The sequence below is a fragment of the Burkholderia sp. Bp9004 genome, assembly GCF_003858025.1.
Lineage (GTDB): Bacteria > Pseudomonadota > Gammaproteobacteria > Burkholderiales > Burkholderiaceae > Burkholderia > Burkholderia diffusa.
In genome coordinates, this window is sequence record NZ_QTQD01000032.1 from 58,988 (window position 1) to 75,345 (window position 16,358).

Here is a 16,358-nt window from a genome sequence, read left to right on the forward strand (position 1 = left end):
GACGAGATGGCATTGCAATCGCTGGATATCAAGCGCGTCTCGGCCACCACGACGCCACCGCCCACGGTGCGCGAACCGGTGACCGGGAGCGTCGCGAAGCTGATCGACGTATCGAAGTGCATCGGCTGCAAGGCATGCCAGACGGCATGCATGGAGTGGAACGACCTGCGCGACGAGGTCGGCACCAACGTCGGCGTGTACGACAACCCGGCCGACCTGTCCGAGCACTCGTGGACGGTGATGCGGTTCTCCGAATACGAGAACCCGGCAGGCGACCTCGAGTGGCTGATCCGCAAGGACGGCTGCATGCATTGCGAGGATCCGGGCTGCCTGAAGGCGTGTCCGTCGCCGGGCGCGATCGTGCAGTACAACAACGGGATCGTCGATTTCCACGAGGAGAACTGCATCGGTTGCGGCTATTGCGTGACCGGCTGCCCGTTCAACGTTCCGCGGATCTCGAAGAAGGATCATCGCGCGTACAAGTGCACGCTCTGCTCCGACCGTGTCGCGGTCGGCCAGGAACCGGCCTGCGTGAAGACCTGCCCGACGGGCGCGATCGTGTTCGGCACCAAGGAGGACATGAAGCAGCACGCGGCCGAGCGGATCGAGGACCTGAAAGAGCGCGGCTTCGAGCATGCGGGGCTGTATGACCCGCAGGGCGTCGGCGGCACGCACGTGATGTACGTGCTGCACCACGCGGACAAGCCGTCGCTGTACCACGGGCTGCCCGACAATCCGTCGATCAGCCCGATGGTGAAGCTGTGGAAGGGCATCGCGAAGCCGCTCGCGGTCGCCGGTCTCGCGCTAACTGCGCTGGCCGGGTTCTTCCACTACACCCGGGTCGGTCCGAACGAGGTCAGCGAGGACGAGGAAGCCGCCGCCCGCGACGAGGCGCGACGCATCAAGGAGGACGGAAAATGAAGCACGACGACCCCAACCTGATCGTCCGCTACTCGGCGAACGAGCGCACGAACCACTGGATCACCGCGATCACGTTCGTGCTGCTCGCGCTGTCCGGGCTCGCGCTGTTCCATCCGTCGATGTTCTGGCTCACCGCACTGTTCGGCGGCGGCCAGTGGACGCGGATCCTGCATCCGTTCGTCGGCCTCGTGATGTTCGTGTCGTTCGCGATCCTGGTGGTGCGCTTCTGGCACCACAACGCGCTCGACGCGGACGACCGGCAGTGGCTGAAGCAGATCGGGGACGTGCTGACCAACCAGGAAGACAAGCTGCCGCCTGTCGGGCGCTATAACGCCGGGCAGAAGCTGCTATTCTTTACGTTGGTGGCGTGCCTGCTGCTGCTCCTGCTGTCGGGAATCGTGATCTGGCGGCGCTACTTCTCGTTCTACTTCCCGATCGGGGTGATCCGCGCGGCCGCTGTCGTGCATGCCGTGGCGGCCTTCGTGCTGATCGCGAGCATCATCGTGCACATTTACGCGGCGTTGTGGGTGAAGGGCTCGATCGGCGCGATGGTGCGCGGCACCGTCACGCTGGGCTGGGCTCGCAAGCATCACCCGAAGTGGTTCCGTGAAAGCGTGAAATAACGCACCGGAGCGGGGCGGCTCGCCGATCGCGGCGGGCCGGCCCGTCAGCCGTCGGAACCGCCCGAAGCGCCGACCTGTCGGCGCTTGTTTATTTGGAAGACATTTTTGTGACACAACGCATTCTCGAACCGACCGAGATCTCGGCACTCGATCATTCGGCCATCCCGCGCTTTCGCCTGCCGGAGCGCGCCACCGCGTTCTCGGCCCGCGCCGCGCGGCTGCGCAAGCTGGCCGACCTGAACCCGATCAGCGGCTACCTGCGGCTGATGGCCACCGTCGCCGATGCGCAGCACGCGACGCTGCAGACGCTGGAGCTGCCGCTGCCGTCGAAGGAAGCGATCGCACGTGCTCAGCAGCATTCGATGCCGCTCGTGCCGGCGCTCGGCGGCGAGCGCGACCCGCGCTGGCGCGCCGTGCTGTACGAACTGCTCGACCGGGTCGAAGGCGCCGGGCTGGTCAACCCGCAGCTCGCGAAGCTGCTCGACCGGCTGCGCCTGATGGCGCCCGCCGAACTCGACGCGCAGGCGGACGCGGTCCTCGCGCTGCGCTTCGCCGAAGTCGACCCGGCCACCGCGCCGTTCCTGATGGCGGCGCTACAGGTCGTCTGGACGGATCTCGCCAGCCGCGTTTCGCCGGCCGACGTCCCGTACCTCGACCAGCCGGGGTTGTGCCCCGTGTGCGGCACGCATCCGGTCGCGAGCGTCGTGCGGGTCGGCGGCCAGTACCAGGGCTACCGCTTCCTGCAATGCGGGCTGTGCACGACCGAGTGGCACATGGTGCGCACGAAGTGCTCGCATTGCGACTCGACGAAGGGCATCGCGTATCACGGGATCGAGGGTGGCAGCGAAGCCGTCAAGGCCGAATCGTGCGACGAGTGCAAGACCTATCGCAAGATCGGCTATCAGGACAAGGACTACGAGTTCGAGCCGCTGGCGGACGATCTCGCGAGTCTCACGCTCGACCTGTTGATGAACGAGGCCGGCTACCAGCGCAGTTCGCCGAACCCGCTGCTGTGGCCGGACGTCTCGCGGGAAGCGGATTGACGGCAGTCGCCGGGGCGGTGCGCGAGCGCCGGCGCCGGCCGACTGCGAAGCATGAGACTGGAGCCATCACGACGTGACCGAACCGGGTTTGAATGAACTGAACGCCGTGCTGGCGCGCGTGCCGTCGGTCGAGCGTGTGCTGTCGTCGGCGCCGCTGCAACCGCTGCTCGCCGACTATGGCCGCACGCGCGTGCTGAACGCAGTGCGCGCCGAGCTCGAACGCTGGCGTACCGCCGCGCAGCACGATCCGGCGGCCGCCGAACCGCTCGACGAGCCGCGCATCGCCGCGGCCGTCGCGCGCACGCTGGCCGCGCAGAGCGCGGGCGCGGTGCGTACCGTGTTCAACCTGACCGGCACCGTGCTGCACACGAACCTCGGGCGCGCGCTGTTGCCCGACGACGCGGTGCGCGCGGTGGTCGACGTGCTCACGCGGCCGGTCAACCTCGAATTCGATCTTGCCACGGGCCGTCGCGGCGATCGCGACGACCTGATCGACGATCTGCTGTGCGAACTGACGGGCGCGGAAGCCGCGACCGTCGTCAACAACAACGCGGCGGCCGTGCTGCTGGCGCTGTCCGCGCTCGCGACGAAGCGGGAAGTCGTCGTGTCGCGCGGCGAGCTGGTCGAGATCGGCGGCGCATTCCGCATCCCCGACATCATGAGTCGCGCGGGCGCAAGGCTGCGCGAGGTCGGCACCACCAACCGCACCCATCTGCGCGACTACGCGGACGCGATCGGCCCGCGCACCGCGCTTCTGATGAAGGTGCACTGCAGCAACTACGCGATCAGCGGCTTCACGAAGGAAGTGACGCTGGCCGAACTTGCGCCGCTCGCGCGCGAGTACGGGTTGCCCGTCGCCGTCGATCTCGGCAGCGGCACGCTCGCCGATCTGTCGCAATGGGGCCTGCCGCACGAGACGACAGTGCAGGAGACCGTCGCGGCCGGCGCGAACCTCGTCACGTTCAGCGGCGACAAGCTGCTCGGCGGGCCGCAGGCCGGCCTGATCGTCGGCGATCGCGCGCTCGTCGCGAAGATCAAGAAACATCCGCTCAAGCGCGCGCTGCGCGTCGGCAAGCTGACGCTCGCCGCGCTCGAACCCGTGCTGCGGCTCTACCGGGCGCCGGAGTTCCTGCGCGAGCGGCTCACCACGTTGCGCCTGCTGACGCGGCCGCAGCGCGATATCGCCGAGGCCGCCGAACGTGTGCGCCCGGCGTTGCAGGCCGCCCTCGACAGCGGTTTCGACGTGACGGTCGAGCCGATGTTCAGCCAGATCGGCAGCGGTGCGCTGCCGGTCGATCAGTTGCCGAGCGCCGGGCTCGTCGTGCGCACGTCGGACGGCAAGCGCGGCGGCCGTGCGCTCGCGCAACTCGAAAAGAAACTGCGCGAATGGCCGCGTCCGGTGATCGGCCGCATCGCCGACAATGCGCTGCGGCTCGACCTGCGCTGCCTCGAAGCGGCAGATGAAGCGGCATTCGTCGCGCAATGCGTGCAGGTCGCGGGGCCGGCTGCATGATCGTCGGAACCGCAGGGCACATCGACCACGGCAAGACGACGCTGGTGCGCGCGCTGACGGGCGTCGATACCGATCGCTTGAAGGAAGAGAAGGCGCGCGGCATCTCGATCGAACTCGGTTATGCGTATACGCCGCTCGAGAATGGCGACGTGCTCGGCCTGATCGACGTGCCGGGCCACGAGAAGCTGATTCATACGATGGCGGCCGGCGCGTGCGGAATCGACTTCGCGCTGCTCGTGATCGCCGCCGACGACGGCGTGATGCCGCAGACCCGCGAGCATCTCGCGATCCTGCAACTGCTCGGCATCACGCATGGCGCGGTCGCGCTGACGAAGTGCGATCGCGTCGACGCCGCACGCCTGTCGGCGGTGCGCGACGAGATTGCCGCGTGGCTGCACGGCACGACGCTCGACGGCGCGCCGATCTTCGAAACCTGCGCGACGCGCGCGGACGATCCGGGTGTCGCCGCATTGAAGCGTCATCTCGCCGATGCGGCGCTCGCGTGGCGTGCACGCCGCGACGACGGCCTGTTCCGGCTCGCGGTCGATCGCGTGTTCACGCTCGCCGGGCAGGGCACCGTCGTGACGGGTACCGCGTTCGCGGGCCGCGTGGCGACCGGCGACACGCTCGCGATCGTGCGCACCGGCGCCGCCGCGCGCGTGCGCAGCATCCATGCGCAGAACCGGCCGGTCGGCGCGGGCCGCGCGGGCGAGCGCTGCGCGCTGAACCTGGCCGGCATCGACAAGGCGGACGTCGAGCGTGGCGATACCGTCGCGGACGCGCGGCTCGTCGCGACGTCGCCGCGTCTCGACGTCGACCTGAAGTTGCTGGCCGATGCGGGGCTCACGCTGACGCACTGGGCGCCGCTGCACGTGCATCTCGGCACGCTGCATCGCGTCGCGCACGTCGCGCTGCTCGACGGCGATACGCTCGCGGCCGGCCAGCAGATGCGCGTGCAACTGGTGTTCGACGAACCCGTATTCGCGCTGCCGGGCGATCGCTTCATCGTCCGCAATCCGCAGGCGACGCGCACCATCGGCGGCGGCCGCGTGCTCGACCCGTTCGGTCCCGCACGCAAACGCCGTACGCCCGCGCGTCGCGCATGGCTCGACGCATTGGCGGCATGGCTCGACGAAGGGCGGCTCGATGCACTGCTTGCGCAGGCGCCGCTCGGTATCGCACGCACGATGCTCACGCACCTGACGGGCTTCGCGCCCGGCGCGCTCGCGTTGCCGGACGACGCCCTGGCGATCGGCCAGCGCGAGCGCGCGTCGAACGACGGCGCGGTGATCGCGCGAGCGCACTGGAATACGCTGCAGGCGCGGGCGATCGACACGCTGCGCGCGTATCACGAGCGCATGCCGGACGAGCAGGGGCTCGATGCGGCGCGCCTGCGGCGAATGGCGGCGCCGCTCGTCGGCGATGCGCTGTGGCGTGCGCTGGTCGATGCGCTGGTGGATGGCGGGGAGGTTGCGCGAAGCGGGCCGTGGCTGCATCTGCCGTCGCATTCGGTGAGTTTCGATGCGCGCGAGGAAGCGCTGGCGCGGCAACTGCTGCCGCTGATTCGTGCGGGGCGCTTCGATCCGCCGTGGGTCCGCGATCTGGCGCGCGACACGGGCGCGGCCGAGGATGCCGTACGCACGCTGCTGCGCAAGCTCGCGCGACGCGGCGACGTGCACCAGGTCGTGCGCGACCTGTTCTATCACGCGGATGTCGTGCGCGAGCTGGCCGGGCTGGTGGCGCTTCTCGCCCCGACGCGCGGCGGCGGGCTCGATGCGGCGACGTTTCGCGACGCGACTGGGCTCGGCCGCAAGCGCGCGATCCAGATTCTCGAATTCTTCGATCGGGTTGGGTATACTCGCTTCCACCGCGATCTTCACTTCCTGCGGCCTGACAGCGGTTGGGTGGGTATACAGGCGTAGGCGCTCGTCGTTCTTTTGTTTTTCCCACGGAAGGCATTCGTATCCGGTGGTACGGCCGGGCTTCAAATCCGGTTGGGGGTGTCAGACACTCCCGGGTCGGTTCGACTCCGGCTGCCTTCCGCCACATGGGTTTTCGGCGATTCAGGACACTCCAAACAGAGGCCCCGAATGCGCGGGAGTGTGGGTTTTTCTGCCCGATTCGTGCAGCCGAGTCACGATCGCCCGATCTTCTTGACGGCTTCCGCGAGCCGATCGGTGACCAGGTGGGCATATCGCTTGGTCGACGTAGTCGTCTTGTGCCCCAGCACTCCGGCGACCGTGTACAGGTCGATTCCTGCGTTGATCATTTCTGACGCGGCACTGTGCCTCAGGTCGTGTAAGCGAGCGTCGAGATGGCCTGATTTGCGGCGCGCCTTGATCCATTCGTCTTTGATTTTCCAAGCCGGGACGGTGAACTTGACCCGGCGCGCGATCACAGCGATGCGGGGATGAATCGGGATCAGCCGCGGGCGGCCGTTCTTTGTCGTGCCGAGGGAGAACCCGTCTTTGGTCGGGATGGCTCGAAGGATTTCGCTCATGCGCATCCCGGAATAGAACGCGGTGCCGTGGATTCTCCGAAGACGAACGCACGATGACGGCCGACGAGCGCTCGGAAGAGGCAGACCGGAAGGCGGCGAAGAAGCGGGCGGAACAGGTCGACGTGTGCGTTGACGCTCTGACGTGGCAGGAGCGCGCAGCAATCCAGCGACACATGAAGGCGAAGCGAATCGGCGCGATGAATGAGGCATGCCGCGCAACAGTCTGGGGCAATCCGCGCGGACTCGAGCTGTCGGACGCGCATGCGACGTATCAGGCGGCGAAGGGAGCGCTGTATCCGCGCGTGAGGGCGCGCGGCCTGTTGAAGGAGCTGCAACCGGCATAAAATGTGCGGGGCTAGACTTGATCTCTTTGTCGATGCCCGCCCACCAAGGGCAGTGATCGACCCGCAACGGCCTGTCGCGCCACTGCGGCGAATGTCTGCTGACCCGCCCAGACCAGACGCGCGCTTTTCCGACAAAAATTGAATGAGAAGCAGATATTCGGAGCAGTCGCGTTCTTCAAGATTCACCCGTGCCACGTGCGCCCTTGAGTCGTTTGACAAACCATCGACCAGCAGGGCCGGGTGGCGTGTCTTTCCGGTAAACCGCAAACATGGCAATTGGCGGCGTAGCCGGTTGGAAGGCTTCGATATTCAAAGGAACCAGTGTGCCGGCAGCCAGGTCCGCCTGGACCATCGCCACCGGCATATGCCCCCATCCGAACCCGGCACGCAGGAATGCATGCTTGGCACCTAGATCGGCAAGCCGCCAGATCTGCGGCGAGAACACGCCGAAAGTGGCGCCTTCGGTTAGCGTGGTGCGATCGGTCAGCACGAGTTGAACGTGGTCTTTGAGTTCGCTTGGGCGGATGATTTCCTTGTGCGATGCCAATGCGTGCGAAGGCGCGGCGACGGTAACCATGGGCACGTCAAGCAGCTTCTCCGCATCCAGAACCTCCGGTACCGATGGCATCGAGCCGCTGATCCCGAGCCTGCACGCCTGTGCGAGTACGGGTTGCATGACGGCGCCAAGCGCCTCTACGTAGAGCCTTAACGGCGTATGAGGAAACTCCCTGCGAAATGCTCCAACGGCATCTGTCAGCGATGCCAGCGGGTACATAACGTCCACCACGACCGACAACTCGGGTTCGAGTCCGTCGGATATCGCCCGCGCCTTGGACTTGAAGCCGTCCATTCCGCTTACCACCAGCCGCGCCTGAGCAAGGAGCGCCGTCCCTTGCTCGGTCAAGCGAGGGTAGCGCCCGGCGCGATCGAATAGCTGCACGCCGATCTGGCCTTCAAGATTGGCCAGAGTATGGCTGACCACCGACTGCGCGCGTGAGAGTTTGCGGCCCGCGGCAGAAAAGCTGCCTTCATCCGCGGCGGCGATGAAGGTACGGAGCTGGTCCAACGAGATGGCGTCGAGCATGTATCTATACGACAGATGGATAGCATCTAGAAATATAGGCTTCCTGGATACCTGTCAAGTCTCTACTCTTCGGTCATCCACTCTTTGAAAAGGATGACCAAGATGAACCCGAACCTGAACGTCAACATCAACGCCAACATCAACAACCGTTCCGCCGTGCCGGCGATTGGCCGCACGCTCCTTGCCGTCATTTTCCTTGTCAGCGGCATCGGCAAACTTCTGGCCCCGGGGGCAACCATGGCCTACATCGGATCGCTGGGCCTGCCAGCGCCCGTACTGGGCCTGATCGGCGCAACGGTACTGGAACTGGCTGGCGCCGTGCTGCTGGCAGCCGGTTACAAGACGCGGCTGGTAGCGCTGCTGTTGGCGGCATACGCCCTGGTGACCGCGCTGATTTTTCACCACGCGCTGGCCGACCAGAACCAGATGTTCCATTTCCTGAAAAACCTCGCCATGGCCGGCGGCCTGTTGCAGGTCGTGGCGTTCGGCGCCGGAGCCTTCAGCGTTGACAACCGCCGCGCGCCGGCCCGGCGGGCAGTGGCCTGACGGTATTCATCCAGAGGAGAAACGCATCATGAGCATCGCAACAGAACTTTTGCAGCAACACCTCCAATGGTTGGTGGGCGATCAGCAGCAATGGCAGCAACTGATCGCCGACGACATCGTGTGGGATTTGCCCTACGCCCCCAGCCTGGGCCATCCGTTGCAGCTCGACGGACGCGACGCAGTGCGGCGGCATGTGGACTGGTTCGTGGGCGCGGTCAAGGACTTCCGCTTCTTCGACCCCGTGATCATCGCCACCGACGACCCCCAGCGCGCCGTCGCGCGAGTGCGTGCCGAAGGGCTGATTTCCGCCACTGGTCGGGCGTACCGGCAGGAGTACGTCGTATTCCTCACCGCCCGTGATGGCCGAATCGCGCACCTGCGCGAGTATTTCGATCCGGTGCAGGCCGCACTGGCACTTGATGCCCCCATCGTGGGTGTCTCCTCCAGGAGCATCTAATGAAAGCCATACGTGTTGCTGCCTATGGCAGCCCGGACATCATGACGCTGGCCGAACTGGACGACCCCGTGCCCGGCGATAACGAAGTGCTGATCGATGTCGCCGCTGCGTCCGTGAATCCGATTGACTGGAAGATCGTCAGTGGCGCGATGAAGGCGTTCATCCCGTTGCCGTTACCGTTCACACCAGGCGTGGATGCCGCGGGCACCGTCATCGCAGTAGGGCGCAACGTCACCACGTTGGCGCCAGGCGACGAGGTGATGGGATTTATCGGCATCGTCGGCGCCTTCGCCACGCGCGCCGTTGTCGACGCTGCTCGGCTTGCGCGCAAACCGGCGTCTCTTGGTTTCCTGGGGGCGGCCGCTATTCCGGCTGCGTCGCTTACGGCGTGGCAGGCGCTGCACGAACATGGCGCGTTGCAGGCCGGTCAATCAGTTCTGGTTCACGCTGCGGCAGGTGGTGTGGGCAGCGTTGCCGTGCAGCTCGCCAAACAGGCCGGCGCCAGCGTGACCGGCACCGCGTCGGCCGGCAATCGGGACTACGTGCAAAGCCTAGGTGCCACGGACGTGATCGACTACGCAGCGGAAGATTTTGCGGCGCGCGCGTCGAAATTTGATGTGGTGCTGGACCTCCTGGGCGGCGATACGCAGGTGCGATCATGGTCTGTGCTGAAGCCGGGCGGAATACTGGTGTCCACCGTCAGCAAGCCGGACCCTGCGCGCGGCCATGATGTCGGTGCCACGGGCAAAAACTTTGCCACCCGTGCCGATGGATCGCTGCTTGCAACGTTGGCCGCACTTTATGCCTCAGGCGAGTTGCGCACCCACATTGATTCGGTCTTTTCCTTGCCGGAGGCAAGCCATGCCCTTGCACGGAGCATGAGCGGCCACGTGCGCGGCAAGGTGACACTCGATGTAGCCGCTTAGCAAAGCCTACGTCCCGAAGCGGACCGCCGGAGAGAGCGTGAATGATTCGCGCATGTCGCGCACTTCCTCGACCGGTGTCCGCCCAAACAGGCGCTTGAACTCCCGGCTGAACTGGGACGCGCTTTCGTACCCAACTCGTCCGGCTGCCGCCGCCGCAGTCACACCATCCCGGATCATCATGAGGCGCGCCTGATGAAGTCGGGTGGACTTGATGTACTGGATCGGCGATGTCTGGGTCACCGTACGGAAGTTAGCGTGAAACGCAGGAACGCTCATGCCCGCTTCCTCGGCAAGACGCGCGACATTGAGCGGCTCCGCATATTCGGTGTGGATCCGCTTGAGTGCCCGCGCCACGCGTCCGAAGCGGCCATGATGTGCCAGCGCGGCACGCATTGCCGCTCCCTGTTCGCCACTGAGTACGCGATAGCAGATTTCGCGCACGATCGCCGGCCCGAGTACCTGTGCATCGAGTGGCTCTGTCAACGCTTCCAGTAACCGTATTGTCGCGCCCGCGAGGTTGCCGTCCAGCGGTGTGGAGACGATTCCCGCTGGCGCCGCTTTGGGATGCTGCCTGGCCGCACCGATCTGCGCGATCAGCTCGCTCAGCTCGAGCAGGTCCAGCCGGATTGATACCGCAAGCATCGGCTCGTCTGGCGAGGCCTGCGTTTCCGTCGAGAACGGTAGCGGGACGGACAGCACGAGATAGTGCTGCGCATCGTAAACGTAGACCTCGTTTCCCAGGAATCCAAGCTTGCGCCCCTGGCAAACGATCACGATGCTCGGCTCGTACAAAACGGGCGTGCGCCCGAGCGGGCGATCCGAGCGCATCAGCCGCACGCTGTCGAGCGCCGACTGGGTGTAACCCTCGTTGGGCGCAAGTTTCTCCAGTAGCCGGACCATCCGGATGGAATCCGTATTGCGAATGTTCGGCACCACACTCTCCCGAAGTTTCGACAGACAGCATTTTATTCACTCCCGCTGTATGCACCAACCGAGTCAATAGGATTAGGCAAAGATGGCATCGCTCCATGTATTCGCCTGCGATGCCGTCTTCTCTACCATTCATTCACCGGCCGATGAACACGTAGCGCTTCTACAGGCCGAGCTCCGGCAACGTCGTCCTCCGAGCTATCAGTGACAGGCGCGGCCAATTTCGAACCAACAATAGGAGTGTGAAAGATGGCAATCCCATCCACCGAGTCCAAAGTCATTCTGATCACCGGCGCAAGCAGCGGCATTGGCGAGGGCGCCGTCCGTTTGCTCGCCGCGCAAGGCCATCGGCTTGTGATTGGTGCGCGCCGCACCGACCGGCTCGTCGAGCTGGCGGAGTCGCTGCAGTCAGCCGGCGGCATCGTCCGCTACCGCGAACTCGACGTCACCTCAGCTGAGGACGTCGCGGCCTTCGCGCGCTTTGCGCTCGATACGTTTGGCCGCATTGACGTGCTTGTCAACAATGCCGGCGTGATGCCCCTGTCGCCTTTGAACGCGCTGAAGATCACCGAGTGGAACCGGATGATCGACGTAAACATTCGGGGCGTACTGCACGGCATTGCGGCGGTCCTGCCGTCCATGGAGCAGCAGGGCCAAGGCCAGATCATCAATATCTCCTCGATCGGTGGGCTGTCCGTAACGCCGACCGCAGCCGTCTACTGCGCCACCAAGTTCGCTGTGCGTGCCATTTCCGACGGGCTGCGCCAGGAGACCGACAAGGTCCGCGTGACGGTGATCTGCCCGGGCGTCGTGGAGTCCGAACTGGCCGATTCGATTTCCGACGACACTGCGCGGTCAGCCATGCAGGAGTTCCGCCGCATTGCCATCACACCCGACGCCATCGCCCGCGCCATCGCCTACGCCGTGGAGCAGCCGGCGGATGTCGACGTCAGCGAAATAGTCGTGCGGCCTACCGCAAGCCCGTTCTGAAAGTTGGGCACCTGTCACTCCCCCCGATCTGGCAAACCATCAAGGAAACCATCATGGCATCACGCAATCGAGAAACCGGAGCCTTCGCGGGCAAAGTCGCTATCGTTACCGGCGCGGCCAGCGGCATTGGCCTGGCGACTACGGAACTGCTCCATGCCGAGGGTGCAAACGTAATCGCGGTGGGGCGCAGCGCCAATGTCGAGGCGCTCGCCCGCCCCGGCGTCGTGCCCCTCATCGCCGACGTCGCGCGCGAGGAAAGCGCCGTGCAGGCCGTCGCAGCTGCGGTGGACAAATTCGGCAAGCTCGACATCCTCGTCAACAATGCCGCGATCATCATCAACAAGCCCGTCGTTGAAATGTCGCTTGAAGACTGGAACAGCATCCAGTCAGTCAACGCCACAGGTGCGTTTCTGTTCTCACGGGAAGCCATGCGCGTGATGGTGCCGGCAAAGACCGGCGCCATCGTCAACGTGGGTTCATACGCGTGCTATCAGGCATTCCCGACGATCGCAGCCTATGCGGCCTCGAAGGGGGCGCTGGCACAGTTGACGCGCGCATTGTCGCTGGAAGCCATCGAGCATGGTATTCGCGTCAATGCGGTCGGCTCGGGCGACGTCATCACCAACATCACCAATCACATCCACGCTGACGGTCAGGCATTCCTGGCCGAGCACGGCAAAAAGGCGCCAATCCGCCGCGCGGCCCAGCCGAAGGAAATTGCAGAGGTGATTGCCTTCCTGGCATCGGAAAAGGCCAGCTTCATGGTTGGCGCCGTGGTGATGGCCGACGGCGGCATGAGCGTCGCACTCCCGTAACGACATTGCACACCCAATCTTCAACTACTCAAGGACTTTCGTCATGAAATCAGCATCCCGTACCTGGTTTATCACTGGTGCTTCGAAAGGCGTCGGCCAGAAGCTCGTCCATCATCTGCTTGAGCAGGGCCACCGCGTGGCCGCGACGTCGCGCACCGCAGCTTCGCTGACGGAAGCGTTCGGTCAGGCATCCGACGACTTCCTTCCGCTCGAAGTGGACCTTACCAGCGAACAGAGCATCCGACAGGCAATCGAGAAGTCCGTGCAGACATTTGGCGCCATCGATGTGGTCGTGAATAACGCCGGATATGCGCAGCAAGGAACGGTCGAGGCACTCTCCGACGGCGAGCTTCGTCAGAATTTCGAAGTTAACTTTTTTTCTCCAATGGCTGTACTTCGCTATGCACTGCCGCATCTGCGCAGGCAGCGCAGCGGACACATCATCAACATCTCGTCGATTGTCGGCTACCAGGGCGGATATGCCGGCTGGGGCAGCTACGTTTCGAGCAAGTTCGCGCTGGCGGGTTTGACGGAGTCGCTGGCCGCCGAAGTTGCTGAACTCGGCATTCGCGCCACGGTGGTGTATCCGGGCCCAGTTCGCACCGACTTCCTGTCGAGCGGCGCGCTGGCAGTGGCAAAGCGGCAGATCGACGACTATGCGGAGGCAAAGGCGTCGCTCGACCTGCACCTGGACACGCTGCACGGCCGTCAGGCGGGGGACCCAGACAAGCTGGCACTGCTGATCATCCAGGCAGCCAGTGTCGAGACGCCGCCCCTGCATCTATTCGCCGGCAAGATCGCCAACGAACTCGCAGCAGTCAAGGCTAACGCTGTCGCACAAGATCTCGACGCGTGGAGGGGCTCTTCCGAAGCCACCGACTTCGCGGACTGAGTCCGGGGCGACGCCTCCGATACCGAAGGAGGCGCTGTCGCTTAGTACCGGCTGAACCGCACCGAATTTGGTGGAGGCTCGTATTCTTGAGAGAATCGAGCCACGAACAAGAAGGCAAGCAAGTTTTCCCCGGAAGTCCGAGAGTGTGCAGTGCGCCTGGTACGCGAGCGACGTAGTGAACATCCGTCGATGTGATGCTGCCTGTTTGGTGCGGCGCAGTCTGATACGCACAAAGTGCTTGTAAACCCCATCTCGTTTCGCTATACCGACAATGTCGGGCGTGAGGTGCGACCAAATAAATCCCGCTCGGATTACGGCTAGTAGTGCTGACGGAAATCAACGAAGGTCACTTATCTCGGTGCACTTTCCCTCAAAGCCCGGCGGGGCAATTTGGTTGCAACGCAGCAAGACGGTGCTGCCTAAGCGCTCACCTCAACCTATCGAGGCGCGACCTCAACTTCTTCTTCATTTTTTGGAGAGCATGCATTAGTCTGATAATTCAGATTCGGCTGAGGAAGTCCTCTCGCGGCGCCGCGAAGCAATAGCGGCATAGGCGTGAACTCATCAGTCGTGGTTTTTTATTTCGGCTCACTTCGGTCGGCCAGCCACGCACGACGCATCGTCATTGCTATCGTCGTCGGCGCAATGATCCATCTCCGCGCGCGGATATACCTCGCGCGCTTTGTCGCGACAAAAGTTTCGATCTTGTCGTAATGGATGCAAAGCTCTCTCGCATAGACCCTCATCCAATTTGTAAAAATACGGAGTGTGCGATGGAATTCGATCAGAAAGTTCAAATCGGTCTGGCCGCGGCCCGGTGGTGTTCGCGCGCCACAAAAATGTTGTTGCCCGACGAGGATTTCAAGAACCGGACAGTTGTCAGCGACGGGAAAGTAGTACAGCAAGATAGCGCCCATGACTGGGCCGCTGCCAATGGATGGCTGGCTATCACCGGCACGTTCGAAAGGTTAGAGCCGACAGTCTGGGCGTTGATGGCGAAGGAGGGCGATGATGTGACGATCGCATTTCGAGGCACCAGCTTCGCCAGCGATTGGATGACTTATAATTCCCCCCTGTGGGACGCTTTGCCCCAAGCCTTGGAGTTCTTCCGCGGTGGCCATTGGCGCGGAGCCAAGCACGACATGCCGGATTTTCCCGCTCAACTCGGAGTCGGGCCGAATGGCTATGAAGCCCCTTCCGGATTCTTGACTCTCTATTTTGTGCTCCGCAATGCGCTACTCTCTACGTACAAATCGCTGATCGCGCACACTCCGCCGAAAAGAATACTGATCTTTGGCCACAGTCTCGGGTGCACTGCTGCGCAGTTTCTGTATGTAGATCTCTTAAATGCCTACGAGAGCGGGGCATTTCGGAATGAATCGAGACCACAGTTTACGGTTGGTCTGCTAGCTTCACCTCGATGCTTCGTCAAACGCACTCTGCCCATAGTTCCGAGCAGCGACGCCGTCGTTCGCTTCGAAGTGCTAACGGACCCCGTGCCGTCAGTGCCCAAATACGGTGTCAGCCGACAGATATTCGAGTGGGAGGTGGGTTTTGCCGGAGGGGGCAAAAGCCCTTATATGAGTAGCGAGGAATTGGTTGCATTAGGAGATCACTTTCCCATCTGGGGGGCAGGAGATGCACGTACCCTGCACATCCTGACCAAGGTATTGCTAAGTGTCGCTTCTCGCTTTCCCAATTTGGCCCAACCTGTCGCGAATGCGGCGTTCCGTTGGGCACCGCGAATCCTGCACCACTTCATCCAGGTCTACGAAGAGTCCCTGCAGTCCATGGCCAGTCAGCCGGCCCAACCGCTGGGAGTTGTCACACACGCAGCCTTGACTATCCGCACCGCCGACAAGTTTTCAGCGGGAACCGACAATCCGGTGACGATTGATTTCGCAGAACACAGCACCAGAATCGACCACAACTTCAGTCCCAACCACAAATTTCAGCAGGGAGATCAAACGACGATTGATCTGCAGGTTGATAATGGTTGGGTTGCCGAACGACTTCGGGAGACAAGGCTGGTCGTGAAGGTCGAAAATCGCGAATCAGCTGCTCCTCAATGGCTACCGAAACGGGTTGAACTTGTTCTGTCAGTGGAGGGTGGCCCCGCGTTGCAGAATTCCTGGGAATTTGAGGACCTATGGGTAGATCCGAAATCAAACGATTCGAATCAGATCATTCGCTCAGTATGGCCGTCGATCTGGCAGCGTCCACTATTAGTCGACGCCACACCGTTTTCACTCCAGCAGTCGATCGCTTCCGAAAAGGACAACAGGCGAAAGTTTTTCGATGTTCAAGGTAATCCAACGGCTGCCGAGAACAATACGAATGTGGTTGCATTCGCCGCATCATCCGATGGGGGAAAACAAAGAAATCGTCAGTTCCATGCGATTTACGACGAAGGTAGCGGTGCCTACCGGATATTTGCAGCCCAGATCAAGACGAGTGCAGGCGAACCACTATCCATCCATATGCGAAACAAGAGTCTCGACGGTTCTCTCGTTCTGCATGAGCCGGATTTCACCGGCGGGTCCCTTGAGTTCTGGATTTTCCTTCCTCTGGGGGAAGGTGATTATCACATCGTTTTGAAGCAACGGCCTGATCTCAGCATTTCTGACGACGGGGACCGGTTACGCCTGACTCCGCTCCAACATGGCGGTCAGCACCGCTGTTGGCGGCTGGACTACATTTGACACGTTAGCGATCAAGATCCGCACGCCATTTCAGTGGGCTCACTCTGGAAGTAGATCTTGTGTAATTTGGGG

At 63.2% G+C, this 16,358-nt stretch carries 16 protein-coding genes and 1 tRNA gene; 14 read left to right on the forward strand and 3 right to left on the reverse strand.

The genetic code is table 11. From position 1 onward, the window contains the following. Positions 1-6 precede the first annotated feature (6 nt). The 6 genes from fdxH to DIE08_RS28200 all read left to right on the forward strand — a co-directional run bounded on the left by fdxH (position 7) and on the right by DIE08_RS28200 (position 6,146). The gene (fdxH, locus tag DIE08_RS28175) at positions 7-921 is read left to right on the forward strand and encodes a formate dehydrogenase subunit beta (RefSeq protein WP_059679246.1); all 915 of its coding nucleotides are present in this window, start codon (positions 7-9) and stop codon (positions 919-921) included. Next, a complete protein-coding gene (locus DIE08_RS28180; RefSeq protein WP_059599523.1) occupies positions 918-1,544 on the forward strand; it encodes a formate dehydrogenase subunit gamma in 627 nt (208 codons plus the stop codon). Before fdxH ends, DIE08_RS28180 begins: the two co-directional genes overlap by 4 nt. Before the next feature lie 107 nt (positions 1,545-1,651). Continuing rightward, positions 1,652-2,587: a formate dehydrogenase accessory protein FdhE gene (gene fdhE, locus DIE08_RS28185; protein WP_174920224.1), complete on the forward strand. Its 936-nt coding sequence runs from the start codon at positions 1,652-1,654 to the stop codon at positions 2,585-2,587. A 73-nt stretch (positions 2,588-2,660) separates the two neighbouring features. Next, the gene (selA, locus tag DIE08_RS28190; RefSeq protein WP_124904821.1) at positions 2,661-4,100 is read left to right on the forward strand and encodes an L-seryl-tRNA(Sec) selenium transferase; all 1,440 of its coding nucleotides are present in this window, start codon (positions 2,661-2,663) and stop codon (positions 4,098-4,100) included. Next, the gene (gene selB / locus DIE08_RS28195) at positions 4,097-6,022 is read left to right on the forward strand and encodes a selenocysteine-specific translation elongation factor (RefSeq protein ID WP_124904823.1); all 1,926 of its coding nucleotides are present in this window, start codon (positions 4,097-4,099) and stop codon (positions 6,020-6,022) included. Before selA ends, selB begins: the two co-directional genes overlap by 4 nt. Before the next feature lie 28 nt (positions 6,023-6,050). Continuing rightward, a tRNA-Sec gene (locus DIE08_RS28200) sits at positions 6,051-6,146 on the forward strand. Between the two features lie 88 nt (positions 6,147-6,234). Here the strand turns inward: DIE08_RS28200 and DIE08_RS28205 are convergent. Beyond that, positions 6,235-6,600 carry a tyrosine-type recombinase/integrase gene (locus DIE08_RS28205; protein ID WP_260436575.1) on the reverse strand — a complete coding sequence of 122 codons (366 nt, stop codon included), beginning with the start codon at positions 6,598-6,600 and terminating at the stop codon, positions 6,235-6,237. A 53-nt stretch (positions 6,601-6,653) separates the two neighbouring features. Here DIE08_RS28205 and DIE08_RS35780 point away from each other — a divergent pair, with 53 nt between their 5' ends. Further along, entirely contained in the window at positions 6,654-6,944 is a 291-nt protein-coding gene (locus tag DIE08_RS35780; RefSeq protein WP_185715908.1) for a hypothetical protein, read from the forward strand. 175 nt (positions 6,945-7,119) lie between these two features. Here the strand turns inward: DIE08_RS35780 and DIE08_RS28210 are convergent, their stop codons facing one another. Continuing rightward, on the reverse strand, positions 7,120-8,028 hold the full coding sequence (locus DIE08_RS28210) for a LysR family transcriptional regulator (RefSeq protein WP_124904825.1): 909 nt from the start codon (positions 8,026-8,028) through the stop codon (positions 7,120-7,122). A gap of 102 nt (positions 8,029-8,130) precedes the next feature. Here DIE08_RS28210 and DIE08_RS28215 point away from each other — a divergent pair, with 102 nt between their 5' ends. The 3 genes from DIE08_RS28215 to DIE08_RS28225 are packed head-to-tail and all read left to right on the forward strand — an operon-like array spanning position 8,131 to position 9,957. Next, entirely contained in the window at positions 8,131-8,574 is a 444-nt protein-coding gene (locus DIE08_RS28215; protein ID WP_409360414.1) for a DoxX family protein, read from the forward strand. A 28-nt stretch (positions 8,575-8,602) separates the two neighbouring features. After that, entirely contained in the window at positions 8,603-9,031 is a 429-nt protein-coding gene (locus DIE08_RS28220; RefSeq protein WP_124904829.1) for a nuclear transport factor 2 family protein, read from the forward strand. After that, a complete protein-coding gene (locus tag DIE08_RS28225; protein ID WP_124904831.1) occupies positions 9,031-9,957 on the forward strand; it encodes an NADP-dependent oxidoreductase in 927 nt (308 codons plus the stop codon). Before DIE08_RS28220 ends, DIE08_RS28225 begins: the two co-directional genes overlap by 1 nt. Positions 9,958-9,963: 6 nt before the next feature. On the opposite strand, the gene DIE08_RS28230 is transcribed toward DIE08_RS28225, so the two are convergent. Beyond that, positions 9,964-10,857: an AraC family transcriptional regulator gene (locus tag DIE08_RS28230; protein ID WP_124904859.1), complete on the reverse strand. Its 894-nt coding sequence runs from the start codon at positions 10,855-10,857 to the stop codon at positions 9,964-9,966. 279 nt (positions 10,858-11,136) lie between these two features. Here DIE08_RS28230 and DIE08_RS28235 point away from each other — a divergent pair, with 279 nt between their 5' ends. The 4 genes from DIE08_RS28235 (at position 11,137) to DIE08_RS28250 (ending at position 16,286) form a co-directional block, all read left to right on the forward strand. Then, positions 11,137-11,877: an SDR family oxidoreductase gene (locus DIE08_RS28235; protein WP_124904833.1), complete on the forward strand. Its 741-nt coding sequence runs from the start codon at positions 11,137-11,139 to the stop codon at positions 11,875-11,877. A 53-nt stretch (positions 11,878-11,930) separates the two neighbouring features. After that, positions 11,931-12,692 carry an SDR family NAD(P)-dependent oxidoreductase gene (locus DIE08_RS28240; RefSeq protein ID WP_124904835.1) on the forward strand — a complete coding sequence of 254 codons (762 nt, stop codon included), beginning with the start codon at positions 11,931-11,933 and terminating at the stop codon, positions 12,690-12,692. A gap of 43 nt (positions 12,693-12,735) precedes the next feature. Next, positions 12,736-13,584, forward strand: coding sequence for an SDR family oxidoreductase (locus DIE08_RS28245; protein WP_124904837.1), 849 nt, complete (start codon positions 12,736-12,738; stop codon positions 13,582-13,584). 773 nt (positions 13,585-14,357) lie between these two features. Next, positions 14,358-16,286 carry a lipase family protein gene (locus DIE08_RS28250; protein WP_185715905.1) on the forward strand — a complete coding sequence of 643 codons (1,929 nt, stop codon included), beginning with the start codon at positions 14,358-14,360 and terminating at the stop codon, positions 16,284-16,286. The last annotated feature ends 72 nt before the right edge of the window (positions 16,287-16,358 follow it).

Bases quoted from the DNA above. Each gene is read 5' to 3' on its own strand.
- fdxH (WP_059679246.1), top strand. From the start codon at position 7: ATGGCATTGCAATCGCTGGATATCAAGCGCGTCTCGGCCACCACGACG.
- DIE08_RS28205 (WP_260436575.1), bottom strand. From the start codon at position 6,600: ATGAGCGAAATCCTTCGAGCCATCCCGACCAAAGACGGGTTCTCCCTC.
- DIE08_RS28245 (WP_124904837.1), top strand. From the start codon at position 12,736: ATGAAATCAGCATCCCGTACCTGGTTTATCACTGGTGCTTCGAAAGGC.
- DIE08_RS28240 (WP_124904835.1), top strand. From the start codon at position 11,931: ATGGCATCACGCAATCGAGAAACCGGAGCCTTCGCGGGCAAAGTCGCT.
- DIE08_RS28215 (WP_409360414.1), top strand. From the start codon at position 8,131: ATGAACCCGAACCTGAACGTCAACATCAACGCCAACATCAACAACCGT.
- DIE08_RS28220 (WP_124904829.1), top strand. From the start codon at position 8,603: ATGAGCATCGCAACAGAACTTTTGCAGCAACACCTCCAATGGTTGGTG.
- DIE08_RS28250 (WP_185715905.1), top strand. From the start codon at position 14,358: ATGGAATTCGATCAGAAAGTTCAAATCGGTCTGGCCGCGGCCCGGTGG.
- DIE08_RS28235 (WP_124904833.1), top strand. From the start codon at position 11,137: ATGGCAATCCCATCCACCGAGTCCAAAGTCATTCTGATCACCGGCGCA.
- DIE08_RS28230 (WP_124904859.1), bottom strand. From the start codon at position 10,857: ATGGTCCGGCTACTGGAGAAACTTGCGCCCAACGAGGGTTACACCCAG.
- selB (WP_124904823.1), top strand. From the start codon at position 4,097: ATGATCGTCGGAACCGCAGGGCACATCGACCACGGCAAGACGACGCTG.
- DIE08_RS28180 (WP_059599523.1), top strand. From the start codon at position 918: ATGAAGCACGACGACCCCAACCTGATCGTCCGCTACTCGGCGAACGAG.
- DIE08_RS35780 (WP_185715908.1), top strand. From the start codon at position 6,654: ATGACGGCCGACGAGCGCTCGGAAGAGGCAGACCGGAAGGCGGCGAAG.
- DIE08_RS28210 (WP_124904825.1), bottom strand. From the start codon at position 8,028: ATGCTCGACGCCATCTCGTTGGACCAGCTCCGTACCTTCATCGCCGCC.
- DIE08_RS28225 (WP_124904831.1), top strand. From the start codon at position 9,031: ATGAAAGCCATACGTGTTGCTGCCTATGGCAGCCCGGACATCATGACG.